Raw genomic sequence first — 13,980 nt, 5'->3', positions numbered from 1 at the left:
AAAGGCCAGGCGGGAAAGCAATAAAAGATGTTTTGCGCGCCAAACAAAACCATACTATAGTGGCAGCCCTATAGCTTATTTGTAATGCACAATTCATACATTGAGCTGAATCAAGCTCAAGCCCAATGCCCCCTGAGACCTGGGTCACACCCGATAATTTGTTCAAATCTTAAACTTTACACATCCCTCTTCTAACTTACATAAGAGATAAACCGTGCGCTCACTACCTAGTATTCGCCGCCTGGCTCTGCCGGCGTTGGCGTTAGTTTTGTCTGCCTGTGGCGGAGCTGTCGACGTCGACAGTGCTGCTCCGCCCTCCAATCCATCCGACCCCCAGGCTGGAAAGCCTATCGCTGTTATCAGCGTAACCTCTTTAACTGATAGTGAAATCCAGCTTGATGCATCAAAGAGTTACGACCCTGACAACGACACCATCGTATCTTACCAGTGGCGCGTAAACGGCGCCGATTACACGACGGGCATGTCAGCCACCGTGCCGCGTGACCCGGCACTTGGCTACAGCATCCAACTGATAGTCAGTGACAACGCCAACGAAGGCGATGCTCACAAAGTATTTGATGCCGCCCATGTTGAACTCGGTGACGCCGAGCGCGGTAAAGAGCTTTACATTGATCAATGTCTTGGCTGTCACGGCGTTGATGGCAAGGCCACAACGAATCCTATTATTGACGAAACCAAGTTAAGCTTCGGCCGCAATAATCGCGATATCGTTAGCTATTTTGACTTGGAGATGCCGCTTGCGCCCAGCCTCTGCTCTGGCCAGTGCGCAAAAGACGTCGCCGCCTATGTGCGCAGCTGGAACGACTTGATTGACTTGCCGGCGCCCAAGCCAAGCCTTGCGCCGTCACCGTCACCGTCGCCAACACCAAGCCCAATTGTCCCCGGTCAAAACCAGCCTCCTGTTGCGGTTATAGACGTAAACATTGAGCCCAACAATCAGATGATTACCGTTGATGGCAGCAAGAGTTACGACCCGAATGGCGACGCCCTGACGTATCGCTGGACGGTAAACAGTCAAGACTACGGCAGTAACAGCTCGATTCAAATTATTCGCCAGAGCAATGTTAGCTACAGCATTCAACTGCAAGTGAGCGACAACCAGTATGAAAATACCGCTTCAGAAGTGGTAGAAGCTACGGGTGTTAGCTTAGGTGATGCCGTCGCCGGGAAAACCGCCTATGACAACCAGTGCAGCAGCTGTCACGGCGCCAAAGGCGAAGGTCTAAACAAGCTTGATTCAAGCAAACCTACCTACGGCGCGCACAATACCGATATTGTGACCTACATTATCGAAGCAATGCCTATTGGCACCAACCCACCGACAACCTGTGTAGGCACCTGTGCCGCCGACACCGCAGCTTATATACGCAGCTGGAATACCGTGGTTGTGCCGAGCCCTGCGCCTTCTGCCGCACCATCTTCAGCGCCTCAGCCTTCGACGGCGCCGAGCAGTAACCCACAGCCGTCGACTCAGCCTAGCGCCAACCCTCAGCCTTCAACTCAGCCGAGCTCTGCGCCCCAGCCGTCGCCGAGTTCAAACCCTACAGACCCCATTGTTGAAGCGGGCAAGACTCAGTACGAAGCTCAGTGTTTAGCTTGTCATGGTGTAGATGGCAGCAAAAATGCCGACGGCACAGCAGCTATTTTTGCGCTTGATGCCAGCAAAACTAGCTTTGCACACAGCAAAGAAGCCGGCGTACAGCTCAGCCTGGAAGACTACATTGTAAAATGGATGCCCGCGGTTCCAGGTAACTGTGTTGGCAGCTGTGCAACAGAAGTTGCGGCGTATATCAAAACCTGGGTTGATACACCGACGCCCGAGCCGAGTGTTAACCCTCAGCCGAGCCCAAGCCCGCAACCTCCTCAGTATGAAACGGTTGTTGCCATTAACGTCGCCGGTGCGGCCTTTACTGCAGCCGACGGCACGCGCTTTAGCGCCGATTCAGGCTTTAGCGGTGGCAGCACCTCTGACCAGAGCGCCAGCAATGCCGATATTCTCAACACCACCAACGACACGCTGTTCTACACCGAGCGCTGGGGTGAAAGTACTTACGAATTTGATGTCGACAACGGCAACTATCGTGTAGAACTCGGCTTTGTTGAGCTGGTCACTACACACAGCGCAGGCTCGCGAGTATTTAACGTTCGTGTTGAAAACCAAGTGCGCTTGCAAAATGTTGACCCTGCGGGTGAAAGCGGTGCTGTGCGCACAGCCTTAAACAAAGTCGTCGACAATATCAGCGTCAGCGACGGCAAGCTCAACCTGAGCTTCGAAAAAGTAACACACAACCCAACCGTTAGCTGGATCAAAGTTCAGCGCGTTAGCGGCGGCAGCACCCAGCCGAGCCCTGCACCGAGCCCAAGTTCTCAACCGCAGCAAAGCCCGTCTTCGGCACCAGTGCCGAGCCCGAGCTCTCAGCCTCAAGTTAGCCCGAGCCCTGTTGTTAGCCCAAGCCCAGCGCCTCAGCCTAGCCCGTCTAGCGCTCCCGACCCAGATCTAACCCCGGAATTACAAGCAGGTAAAGACACCTACCTCAGCGTATGTGGCACAGCTTGTCACGGTGACACTGGCTTAGGCGGGGAGTGGGGAGAAATCATTGATGCTATACGCAACAGCCATTTTGACTCTGATACCGTGGAGCGCATGCCACTGGGCAATGCCGCAGCCTGCGACGCAAACTGCGCCGCATCAATTCGCGCTTGGTTAGAGCATGAGCACGATTTAAATGGCTCAACCCCAACACCAACCCCATCACCTAGCCCAACTACCCCACCGGAGCCTGAAGAAACTCGCTATGTAAGTTTCCTTGCCGTCAATGTCGGCGGCGGAGATTACACCGGCATCCACGGCACCGAGTTTAAGGCCGATTACGGCTTTAGCGGCGGCGGCACCTCAAACCAGGAAGGTATTATCGTATCGGTACCCAATACCGAAAACGACGGCCTGTTCTTTACCGAGCGCTATGGCGAAAGCACCTACGAATTTGACGTACCAGCCGGTTTCTACAATGTCGAGCTAGGTTTTGTTGAACTGGTTCAAACCCACACCTCTGCCGGTGCGCGTGTATTTAATGTCGATATTGAAGGTGAGCAAAAACTCAGCAATGTTGACCCGGTCGGCGAGACCGGCAGTTATCACAGCGCCTTGATTAAAGAGGCCAAAGATATCTGGGTTGCCGATGGTAAAATCACTATTGAAATGAAGTCGGTGACCTTTAACCCAACGCTGAGCTACATCAATATCAAGCGCGCCGAAAACACCGAAGACAAATACGCCCGTATGTGTTCAAACTGTCACGGTGGCCCGGATGGCAAAGGTCGCTCTGAACTCGGTGATGCGCTGACTGCAAGCCGTTGTACAACCTGCGGCAGCCGCGACAGCTTGGTCAACTTTATCGAGAGACAGATGCCTTTCCAGTTTGCTCACGCCTGTGTTGGCGACTGTGCAACCGATATGGCTGACTACATTCTCGATAACTTTGCCGGTTACCAAGGCCGCCCAGATGTTGAGCTGTCAGACTTCCTCGATAAAGGTGGTGATTTAGGTGCCTGTGGTACTCCGGATACCGGCTTTAACACCCTGCGCCGTGTCGCCGGTGTGGACTACGCACGCATGGTTTCCGATCTGTTTAAAGTTGAAGGTGACTTCACCCGCGGCTTTAGTGCCGACCAGCTGGTTGGCAACTTCTTTATCAACAGTTCCCGCGCACCGGAGTTCAACCAGGTCAAACAGTACTTTGAAGCTGCGACCAAGGTTGCCGATGCTGCGCTGTTGACCAAAAACGAGTGGATGCCAAGCTGCGCCGCCAATGACGAAAACTGCGCGGTAGCGGTTATCGACAGCATCGGCCGCCGCGCCTTCCGCCGCCCTGTCTCTGCCGCTGAACAAGAGCGCCTGCTGACGGTTTTCCGGGCTGCGCAAACGGCCGAGGATTTTGATCGCGGCCTGTCGACAATGCTGCAAGCCATCCTCGCCTCGCCGCAGTTCCTCTACTACGTCGAACAAGGCGAAGGCCAAAGTGCCGTTCGCGCCTTGACCGACTACGAACTCGCCGGTCGCCTGGCTCTGTTCCTGTGGCGCAGTGTGCCCGACGATGTTTTGCTTGATCTTGCCGCCAACGGTCAGCTCAGTGACGACATGGTTCTGACTCAGCAAGCCGAGCGCATGTTAAATGACGCCCGAGCTCACGAAGTGGTGCAGCTGTTCCACGAGCAGTGGATGCACGTTACAGAGCCATCTGAAGGTACCAACGACTACGACGAGCAATATGCGGCCCTTGAAGACTTCCGCCGCACCCTGAACTCGTTGGTCTTTGCCGACAACGCGACGTACCGCGAGTTGTTTACCGTAGACTACGGTTATTTGAACGACGCCACCAAAGCCTTTTACGAGGCTAGCGGCAGCCCAATTGCCAGCGGCAGCGACGGTTTTGACAAATATCGTGTCAACGCCGACATTCGCGCAGGCCTGTTGACGCGAGCGCCGTTCTTGCGCAGCAACCACTCGCCAACGACGCGCGGCCTGTTCCTGCGTGAGCAAGTGCTCTGTGGTGTGATTCCACCGGCCCCACCAACTATTGGTGAGCCAGATCAAAGCATCCCCGGCCTGAACCCGCGCGAGTTGTTTAAGCTGCACACCGAAGACCCGGGCTGTGGCGGTTGTCACACGCTGATGGATCCGCTCGGCTTCCCGCTTGATAACTTTGACGACAGTGGTCACTGGCAAGATATGTACGGAGCTGGCTTCCCGGTTGACGACAGCGGTTATTTCCTTAAGACCGACGTCGACGGTGAGTTCAAAGGTGCGCAGGGCCTGCAATCTAAACTTGCTGCCAGTACCGATGTTCAAGAGTGCTACACCTATCAGTGGTTCCAGTTTGCTGTTGGCCGCACACCTAACACTAACGACACCTGCTCACTTGGCCAGGCCAACGACGCAGCGTATAGCCAAGGCGGTTCGATTCAGGATGTGATTCGCTCCATCGTACTCAGTGACGCCTTCCGCCACCGTCGCGCCAACGCCCAGTGAGGATGATGACAATGAAAAAACGCGAAATATTTAAGAACTATTCACGTCGCACGGTCATTAAGGCCATGGGCCTGGGCGCTGCGGCGCCCTTTATCCCGGTCTTTAATGCCGAAGCTGCCGACGGCAATGCACCTAAGCGCTTTATCGTCATGACCACCCCCAGTGGTCACGGCGACGGCTACATTCCGTCTAACCCCGGCCCCGATTATGTCAACGGTGAATCCTTTAAGGTGCTCGATCACCTAAAAAGTGATATCAATATCTACCGCGGCATCGACTTTGGTGCCTATTTAAAAATCCTGGGCGACGGTCGCACCTACAATGTGACCAACAGTCACCCGGCTCTCGCTCCGCACTTGTTGACCGCAGCCTTTACCAAAAAGGCCGATGGCGGTGCCAACGACGGCGACCAGGAAGCGGTTTATCACTCCGAAGGCCTGTCAATTGACCAATACATCAGTCAGCGCCTTCAGGAGAACCCAGAGACACAAACCGGGCTTAAATACATCTTTGCAGGGGTCAAAACCCCAGAGAACGCTTTTTACCACCAGGTTTACGGCACACCAGGCGCCTCGATTTACCCCCAGGTCGACGCGCAGACCCTGCACAGCGATATCTTTAACGCGGCCGATACTGGCGGCCCCGGCGGCGACGAAGCCTTTGCTCGCCGCCTGGCTGAGCGCCGCAGTGTGATTGATCATGCCAAAGCAGAAATCGATGCAATCAAAACCGTTATCGCCACGGAAGACCTGCACAAGATGGAAGCTCACCTCGACGCCGTGCGCGAGCTTGAGCGCCAACTGGCTTTCCAGGAAAGTGCCGGCAGCCTCTCTTGTTCTGTACCAACACTCAAAGATGAAGTTGGTGTGTACGACGAGCGCTATCGCATTGACGGTGAAAACATGATGGACCTGATTGTTCAGGGACTTTCCTGTGACCGCTCGCGTGTTGGTACCCTTATGTGGTCGGGCGCAGCGGATAACACCGTGTTCACCACCAAAGGCCTGGTCATTGCCCACCACGCGCTGACCCATGGTGCTATCGGCGGCGCCGATAAAGTTCGCGGCCGCAACCTCGTTGTTGAATGGTATGCCGAGCGTTTTGCTTATCTGCTTGAGAAGATGAAGAGCATTCCTGAGGGTGACGGCACTATGCTTGATAACACTTACGTTATCTGGACCAGTGAACACTCAAATGAAAACAACGTTGAGCACAACCGCACCAACATCCCTTATGTCAGTGCCGGCCGCGCCGGTGGTGCGATCAATACCGGTCAGTTCTTTGACTTTAGTAATGATCGCCGCACTCACGGCGACGTTTATGTAACGGCCGCACACGCGATGGGCTTTACCGACATCGACCATTTTGGTATTCCCGATTTCTGTAAAGGCCCTCTGCCTGGTGTACTGGCATAAGCACTTTTTTATTTTTCTAGTTTAAGCTCCCGCTTTAGCCCGCACTCTTATTGAGCTGCGGGCTTTTTCTTTTTTCGCCTACCGGTTTTAGAATTTTCCGTCTCAAAAACGCAACGCGTTTGCGCTCACCGCAAGTTAAAGTGCATTCAGCGCAAGCCACTTTTTAGAGCTCTCTATTTTTCTTATTTTGCTGTGGCAGCTTGAGTCCAGGCATTGGGATTCAACAGCTGCGAACGCTGATTGGACGATTACTATGGAGAGCACTATGTTAATAAATACCAGCTACAAGGCCCTGCTGGCCGTATCTGCATTGGCCCTCGCCGCCTGTGGTGGCGATACCCAAACAAGCCTGCCCAAATCAACTATTTGGTATACCTACGGCATAAATTCAGAGCTCGAAGAATTTCAGGATTTTGCTGCCACCGGTATATTTTGGGGCCATATGCCCCAGCAACAACTGCACGACGACGCAGTACTTGGCGAGTGGGTGGCCGAGGTCGCCTATTATCGTGACCAGGGTTTAGATTTTAATGCCCGCGGCGAATTTGACTGGGGTTTTCAGTGGTTTATCGACTACGCCGAACAACCCGACCAGCACTATGTACGCAACCTCGACGGCGACATAGTCACATATTTTTTTATGGGTGATTTAAGTTACAACGGCTATCCAAACGGCTGGCTGAGCAACCACAGCCCGCTGTTTGTCGACTACTACAAGCTTCAGGTCGACCGCATGTTTGAAGCCGATATCAGCCATATTATGTTTGATTCACAGACCTCATCGGTGCGCTCAACTCAACTGCTCGGCGCCGGCGGTGATTTTTCCGAACCCGCCATAAAAGCCTTTAGAAACTATATGGCCGACAAATATACGATGATGGAACTCTATGCGATGGGCATAGAAAATATCGACAGTTTTGATTACGGCGACTACCTGCGTGACGCGGGCTATACCAATGAAAGTTTTCAGGCCCAGGCCTCGGCTTTTGGCGGTGGCGTCACCGCCATTCCACTGATAGAAGACTACACCTACTTTAACCGCGATGTGCTCAATGAAAAGATGAATGAGGTTTTTGCCTATATTCGCAGCAAAGACAGCGACATCGATATTGGCGCAACCACATCGATGATTGATGTGCGCGGTTACCTAAACTCTGATGAGTTAACATACTGGGCCGGGGAAGCATTTATGTTCCCTGACTTTTTCCCGGACCAAATTACCATGGCCACTATTCCACATATGAAAGCGGCGGAATCCATCGACAAAACCATGGTGTATTTCCCCTATCCATTTGAGTTTGCCAACCTGCAGCAGCGCAACGTCCCGCGCCAGGCACGCGGATGGATTGCCCAAGCCTACGCAATGGGAGCGGTGTTTTCGATTCCTGCGCGAGTGTGGATAGGCGGCGAAGATATTAATGTCTGGGAGCCCGGCGCCGACAACTATCGCGACTTGTACCAGTTTGTCGATAGACACAAGCAACTATTCGACGGTTATAAAGCTTATTCAAATGTCGCCTATATTGCGCCGATGCAGGCCTATGTCGACAGCTCATCAACCGAAGGCACGATCAGCACTTTTGGCTCGGTAACGAATTTGATGCTCGGCAACTACAGTTTTGACTTTCTGATGTTCGGCGACGCCGGTAACAGCTTTGCGCCAAGCTTAAAAGAGCTTTCACGTTTTGACGCGCTGGTTACCGACGCCGACGCGAGCTTCTTAAGCGAAGAGCATCAGGCACTGCTCGATCTTTATTCGGAAAAAGTGGTCGACAGCTCGGATTCCGACAAGCTCGCGTCTCTGGTAAAAAATAAAATTTCAGCGACCGTTGCCGGCGCTCCGGCCGACCACCTCGTCTCCGCCTTGCCGCGAACATCCAGCTCTCACAAAGCACCCTATGTTATTCACTTGCTAAATCGCCCCTTCGATGAAAGCCAGGGCATCACGCCCCAGCTGGATGACGTTGAACTGCGCATTAGCAAAAACTTCTTTGCCAAAAAACTTAAAGGCGCCAAGCTGCACCTGCCCGACGGCAGCTCACAAGAGCTCGAACTCAAACAGGATGACAGCGGCGATTATTTGCTGGCCTTTGACGGCTTGGCGGTCTGGGGTTTAGTCGAAATCGCCCACCGCTGATCGCTGTGTGCCGAATGAGAGCAAGATAATTCGGTGGCAAACGCAGGGCCAACATTGGCCCTGCGTTAAACGACAGCTTCGCCACGACTAATAACGTGGGGATAGGCCCCGAGCAGTGATATAGTTGCCAGACCTGCGCTGGGCGCCTACTGAGCTCAGCCGCGGGCAGCGCTCAGGCAGCGAGCTTAAGAGCCGGGCTGAGCAACAAAATTAATACCTTCAGGGCCAGCAAAAATCGATGCTCCGCCAGAAATACCGTTTTATTGTTTGCCAGATTCTAGGCTGGTGTTTATTTACGCTCGTTCATATCACCGGCTATGCCATTACTGACGGTTTACAGCTGAAGGCCAGCCTCAATGTCGCCTTTGTTGGTTTGCTCGGTTTTTTGATTAGCAGCGCACTCAGGCCGCTCTATCAATACTTAAGTAATAAAGCAATCTGGGTACAGATTATTGTTGTACTTGAGGCGTGTTATATCGGCGCTGCGGTGTTTATTTTCAGTAAAAACCTGTTTGGCGAGTACTTGTATTTTGGCAGCTTTGCCAGCAAAGAGTGGTTGAGCTACGCCCAGCACTTGCTGTGGGGCTTTTTTATTATGCTGTGCTGGAGCCTTATTTATTTTGTCGTGATTTTTAATCAGCAGCTGCAAATGCAAAAACATCGAGCTTTACACCTGAGTAGTGTCGCACATCAAGCCCAGCTAAAGATGCTTCGCTATCAGCTTAACCCGCACTTCCTATTCAATACGCTCAACGCGATTTCCAGTTTGATTTTAATTGACGAGAGAAAAAACGCCAACGACATGACCGTCAAGCTCAGTGAGTTTTTGCGCTGCTCGCTCGACAGTGACCCGCTTCAGCTGGTCGAACTTCAGCAGGAAGTTCACATGCTGCAACTGTACTTGCAGATTGAGCAGGTACGCTTCTGTGATCGCCTCGAAGTTGAGTGGCAGATCGACAAAAATTGCGAACAGGCTTTAGTTCCAAGCTTAATTCTTCAGCCGCTGATAGAAAACGCCATCAAACACGCCATTGCTATTGATGAAGATGCCAGCTTAATAGGCATTCGGGCGAGAAAAAAACTCAATCAACTAGAGCTTTGTGTTTACGACGACGGCCCGGGTGCAGATTTAAGCCAGGGTCAGATCAGTAGTGGAAGTGGTGTTGGCCTTAAGAATATTCGCGAGCGCCTGCAAACACTTTACCCCGAGCGCTTTGAGTTCTACATGCAAAATTTGCATGGAAAGAACTCTGGCTTTGAAGCCATCATCAGCCTGCCACTGGAGTTCAACCTTAATGAACACAAGTAAAATACGCTGCATCATTGTTGACGATGAACCGCTGGCGCGGCGCGGCATGAGAGTTCGCCTGCAACAGTACCAAGATTTAGTTGTTATCGCCGAGGCAGGTAGTGGCCGCAGTGCGCTTGAAGAAATCAACAAGCACCAACCCGACTTGGTGTTCCTCGATATTGCCATGCCGGGTATGAACGGCATGCAACTTGTACAACAGCTACTAAAACAGCAACAATTACCAGCTATTGTTTTCGTAACGGCTTACAACGATTACGCGATCGAAGCCTTCGAGGCAAACGCTCTGGATTATTTACTTAAACCGGTAAATGAACAAAGACTTGAGCAGTGCATTAACAAACTGCGTTTAGATATTGCCAAGCAAAAATTGCTTTTTGAAAATTCAGATTTTGCAAAAAACATTCAACAGCTTAACTTAAGTTCATTTGACTCGACGCTTGAGTCCATTTCTGCGCTTAAATCCAAAAACAGTACACAGGAAAAAAGCATCAGCATCAAAGACGGCCACGTCACCAAACGGGTCAATACCAGCGAAATTGACCTGGTCGAAGCCGCCGGCGACTATATGTGTGTACATCAACACGAGCAGACTCACGTTGTTCGCTCAACCATGAAAGCGCTATTAAAACAGCTCGACGGTTTGAACTTCTTGCGCATACATCGCTCCACCGTTGTCAATTTAGAAAAGGTCAGCTCGTGGAACAATGACAGCAGCGGCGAACTTCACTTGCAGCTAGTGAGCGGGCGCAGCTTAAAAGTAAGCCGAAGCTATCGCGACCAAGTCCGGCGCCAGTTAAAACAGCTATAAAAACCTTGTTCGCGCCGGCCTTGACGTTCGAGCGCAGCGCATATCTCTAAGCGGCTCTGCTGCTATACACTATCGTCATCACCGGGCAAACGCTAAACTAAGCACGCCTATTACAATCAGGCCACAACAACTACTGACAATAATATTCATTGTGCTTACTTTAAGAAAAGTTTCAGTTTCAGATCTCGATAAGCTTCAGCAGCTTTACAAAGACAGCCGTTATTTCCACGAACCCTGGAGCTTTGCCCCTAAACACATCGAGTATTTTCTGCAAGACAGCTACCGGCGCTTATTGTGCCTACAAAACGACAACAGTATTGTTGGCACATTTAATTTATCGGGTTTAATGCGCGGTTATTTCCATTCGGCGTACTTGGGCTATGAAGCCTTTCACCCGTGGCAAGGCAAAGGCTATATGCGCCAGGGTTTAGCGTTGTTTATCAACTACGCCTTTGAAGAGCTTACTTTACATCGCATCGAGGCCAATATCCAACCGGATAACGCAGCCTCACTCGCGCTGGTACAAAGTGCAGGCTTTGAGTTCGAAGGCTGCTCTAAAGCCTACCTAAACATCGGCGGTCGCGGCTGGAAAGATCATCACCGCTGGGCACTTATCAATAACAACTGGAAACAGCCCCGATCTTAAGCACCTCCATGGCAGCAGGCCCACCAAATAAATAACACGTGAACTTTCCTGTCACAGTACAGTCACAATAATAACTGTACTAACAAGGCCTATACATGGAGGCATGATGTGAAAGTTTTACTTGTTGCCGCTGGGCACCCGTTCTACGACAGCAAAACTAAGCTTAATCAGAAGTTACTGACAACAAGCGAAGCGAGCCTTGTGGCTGCCGGCCACGAAACTCAAATTAGCGACGTCAACCATCACTGGCAAACTGAAAAAGAGAAGCAAAAAGTTGCGTGGGCCGATACCTTGATTTACATCACCCCGCTTTTTTGGTTTAACGTGCCCGCACCAATGCTTAGCTGGCTCGACCTCGTTTTATTGCAAGACCTATACGGCAACGATCAGGCCTGCAGTGAGGATAACAATAAACACTTTATGATTGTCACGGCTTCAAACCTTAAAAAGGAGCGCCTGGGCAACGGTGAACTAATCGACGGGATTGACCATATTGATCAACTACTGCAGCCGCTAATCTTGAGCAGCCGCTACGCTGGCATCAACAAACAGCTGCAGACTTTTCACGCCGACGATATCTTGTTTGCATCGACGAGCTGGGTTGAACACGCCTATAAGCGCCACCTCAGCGATTATTTCACCGCACCGGGGAATATTCCAAGCGCTCATGCAAGCGCCTTACACGGAGAAACCATTACGGCAGCAGCAGGCGAACACCAGCCTCATTCTTTTCGCACTTCTGTGTGTCGTTGGTCAGCGCTAGCAGCGCCTCTTGGTTCATGGGTTTCGCGAAATAAAAACCCTGAACCTGATCGCAGCCCCACTCACTGAGCCACTGACACTGACTAGCCCGCTCCACGCCTTCTGCCACCACACGCAGGTTCATGTTGTGGGCTAAATCAATTACCGATTTGGCGATCGACGCGTCGGACTCGTTGACATCGATATCTTTTACAAAACTTCTATCGATCTTAAGTTTATTAATGGGAAAGCGCTTAAGGTAAGCCAGTGAGGAGTAGCCGGTACCGAAGTCATCGATGGCAAGGCCCAGGCCCATCTCAGCTAAACAGTTCAGCACCTGTATGGTTTCGGCTGCATTTTCCATGGCGCAGCTCTCGGTTAGTTCAAGCTCGAGATACTCAGGTGATAAGCGTGTCTCGAGCAGTGTTTTCACAATGTGCTGCTCAATGTGATCCTGGCGAAACTGCAGCGGGCTCAAATTCACCGCCACTTTGCCAAAGTTAATACCCTGCATCAACCAGCTCTGGAACTGGCTGCAGGCGCGGTACAATACCCAGGCCCCCAGAGGCTCAATCAGCCCCGTTTCTTCGGCCAGAGGTATAAATTCGCCTGGGCTGACCATGCCCCGTTTTTTGTGCTGCCAGCGCACCAGCGCTTCGAGCCCACAAATTCTCCCGCTGCTTAAATCGATCTGAGGCTGATATTGCAAACACAGCTCTTCGTCATTAATGGCCCTGCGCAGATCATTTTCGAGCAGTAAATAATTAACAGCGTTATCGGCCATCGCTTTAACGTAAAACTGAGTGCGGTTTTTACCTTTAAGCTTGGCCCTGTTCATCGCCAGATCAGCGTATTTAAGCAACTGATCAATGCTGTCGCCGTCTTTTGGATATAGGCTGATGCCTATGCTCGCTGTACAGCGCAGCTCATGGCCCTCTAGCTCCACAGGCTCAGAGACGCGTCGGGATAATTTATCGGCAATATTCTCGATATCGCGCGGGCGCTCAATGTTTTCAAGTATGACCACAAACTCATCGGCCCCCAAGCGCGCAACGGTGTCCGTATCGCGAAGCTCTTCTTGCAGGCGCCGGGCTACAGCCTTTAACAGCTGGTCGCCCGCTTCGTGACTTAAGCTGTCGTTAATATTGCGAAAGCGATCGAGGTCAAATAACAAAAGCGCAAAGTTGCCATTGGTCTGTTTGGCCCGGATAAGGCTTTTATGCACACGGTCGTAAAACAAGCTGCGATTGGCCAGGCCCGTCAACTCGTCGTGGTAACTGAGGTAGCTGAGTTTGTCCTGCTGTTCTTTGAGCACGGTGGCAGTGGCAAGATCGGCCGCCTTGCTCTGTACCCCAACGGTAAAAATCAACTGCTGGCCACTGTGTTCATCACGCACGACTTTGTGGCTAATGCTATAGAGTACCGGTCGCCCCTGCTTGTTATAAGCGCTCATCTCCCAGTGCTCGAGGCCACCTTCGAGCACAGCTTTTACCAGCGAAGGCTTAAAACGCTTGCTGACAAAGGCAGGGAACAGGTGGTGAACAAAATGCACATCGTCGAGACTCTCAGCGACGTCTTTAAGTTCTAAATGCTCAGGGCTGGCAAACAATACCAGGCCGTTTTCATCAACAGCTGATATAAGTGCGGGTACAGAATTAAGCAAACCCGCAAGGTAGTTTGCAGGTTTAGGGCCGGATGAGAGCAGATCCGTGATCTTTCTTCCGAGCCGTACGGCATTTTCTGCGCGGAGTTGTGTCGCCATGCTCCCTCATACTGCGATTGGGCCTTAACCTAACTATAGGCGAGCAATCAGGACGAGCAGGACTAAGTTAAAACCCACTTAGGCTTTGTAGGAATAATCTAGCGATAAA

The 13,980-nt window shown here is 51.8% G+C and carries 7 protein-coding genes and 1 pseudogene; 7 read left to right on the top strand and 1 reads right to left on the bottom strand.

What is annotated here, in order from left to right:
- Nucleotides 1–214: 214 nt before the first annotated feature.
- From CFK45_RS15660 to CFK45_RS18765, 7 genes and pseudogenes are all read left to right on the top strand, one after another.
- Nucleotides 215–5,050, top strand: coding sequence for a malectin domain-containing carbohydrate-binding protein (locus CFK45_RS15660; protein ID WP_096087391.1), 4,836 nt, complete (start codon nucleotides 215–217; stop codon nucleotides 5,048–5,050).
- Nucleotides 5,051–5,061: 11 nt separating this feature from the next.
- Nucleotides 5,062–6,465, top strand: coding sequence for a DUF1552 domain-containing protein (locus CFK45_RS15655; RefSeq protein WP_158224732.1), 1,404 nt, complete (start codon nucleotides 5,062–5,064; stop codon nucleotides 6,463–6,465).
- 265 nt (nucleotides 6,466–6,730) lie between these two features.
- Entirely contained in the window at nucleotides 6,731–8,602 is a 1,872-nt protein-coding gene (locus tag CFK45_RS15650; protein ID WP_096087389.1) for a hypothetical protein, read from the top strand.
- A gap of 238 nt (nucleotides 8,603–8,840) precedes the next feature.
- Nucleotides 8,841–9,911: a sensor histidine kinase gene (locus tag CFK45_RS15645; RefSeq protein ID WP_096087388.1), complete on the top strand. Its 1,071-nt coding sequence runs from the start codon at nucleotides 8,841–8,843 to the stop codon at nucleotides 9,909–9,911.
- A complete protein-coding gene (locus CFK45_RS15640; protein WP_096087387.1) occupies nucleotides 9,898–10,722 on the top strand; it encodes a LytR/AlgR family response regulator transcription factor in 825 nt (274 codons plus the stop codon). Before CFK45_RS15645 ends, CFK45_RS15640 begins: the two co-directional genes overlap by 14 nt.
- Nucleotides 10,723–10,873: 151 nt before the next feature.
- A complete protein-coding gene (locus tag CFK45_RS15635) occupies nucleotides 10,874–11,368 on the top strand; it encodes a GNAT family N-acetyltransferase (protein WP_204378494.1) in 495 nt (164 codons plus the stop codon).
- 108 nt (nucleotides 11,369–11,476) lie between these two features.
- Nucleotides 11,477–11,938: pseudogene (locus tag CFK45_RS18765) on the top strand (NAD(P)H-dependent oxidoreductase); the annotation flags it as partial.
- Nucleotides 11,939–12,062: 124 nt separating this feature from the next.
- On the opposite strand, the gene CFK45_RS15625 reads toward CFK45_RS18765, so the two are convergent.
- Nucleotides 12,063–13,871 carry a putative bifunctional diguanylate cyclase/phosphodiesterase gene (locus tag CFK45_RS15625; protein WP_096087384.1) on the bottom strand — a complete coding sequence of 603 codons (1,809 nt, stop codon included), beginning with the start codon at nucleotides 13,869–13,871 and terminating at the stop codon, nucleotides 12,063–12,065.
- Nucleotides 13,872–13,980: the final 109 nt, after the last annotated feature.

Source organism: Agaribacterium haliotis (genome assembly GCF_002312815.1).
Lineage (GTDB): Bacteria > Pseudomonadota > Gammaproteobacteria > Pseudomonadales > Cellvibrionaceae > Agaribacterium > Agaribacterium haliotis.
The sequence above is the reverse complement of the archived record's forward strand: the minus strand, read 5'-3'. Positions and strand labels throughout refer to the sequence as shown.

Coding starts and splice junctions, on each gene's coding strand:
- CFK45_RS15640 (WP_096087387.1), top strand. CDS start 9,898: ATGAACACAAGTAAAATACGCTGCATCATTGTTGACGATGAACCGCTG.
- CFK45_RS15625 (WP_096087384.1), bottom strand. CDS start 13,871: ATGGCGACACAACTCCGCGCAGAAAATGCCGTACGGCTCGGAAGAAAG.
- CFK45_RS15645 (WP_096087388.1), top strand. CDS start 8,841: ATGCTCCGCCAGAAATACCGTTTTATTGTTTGCCAGATTCTAGGCTGG.
- CFK45_RS15650 (WP_096087389.1), top strand. CDS start 6,731: ATGTTAATAAATACCAGCTACAAGGCCCTGCTGGCCGTATCTGCATTG.
- CFK45_RS15655 (WP_158224732.1), top strand. CDS start 5,062: ATGAAAAAACGCGAAATATTTAAGAACTATTCACGTCGCACGGTCATT.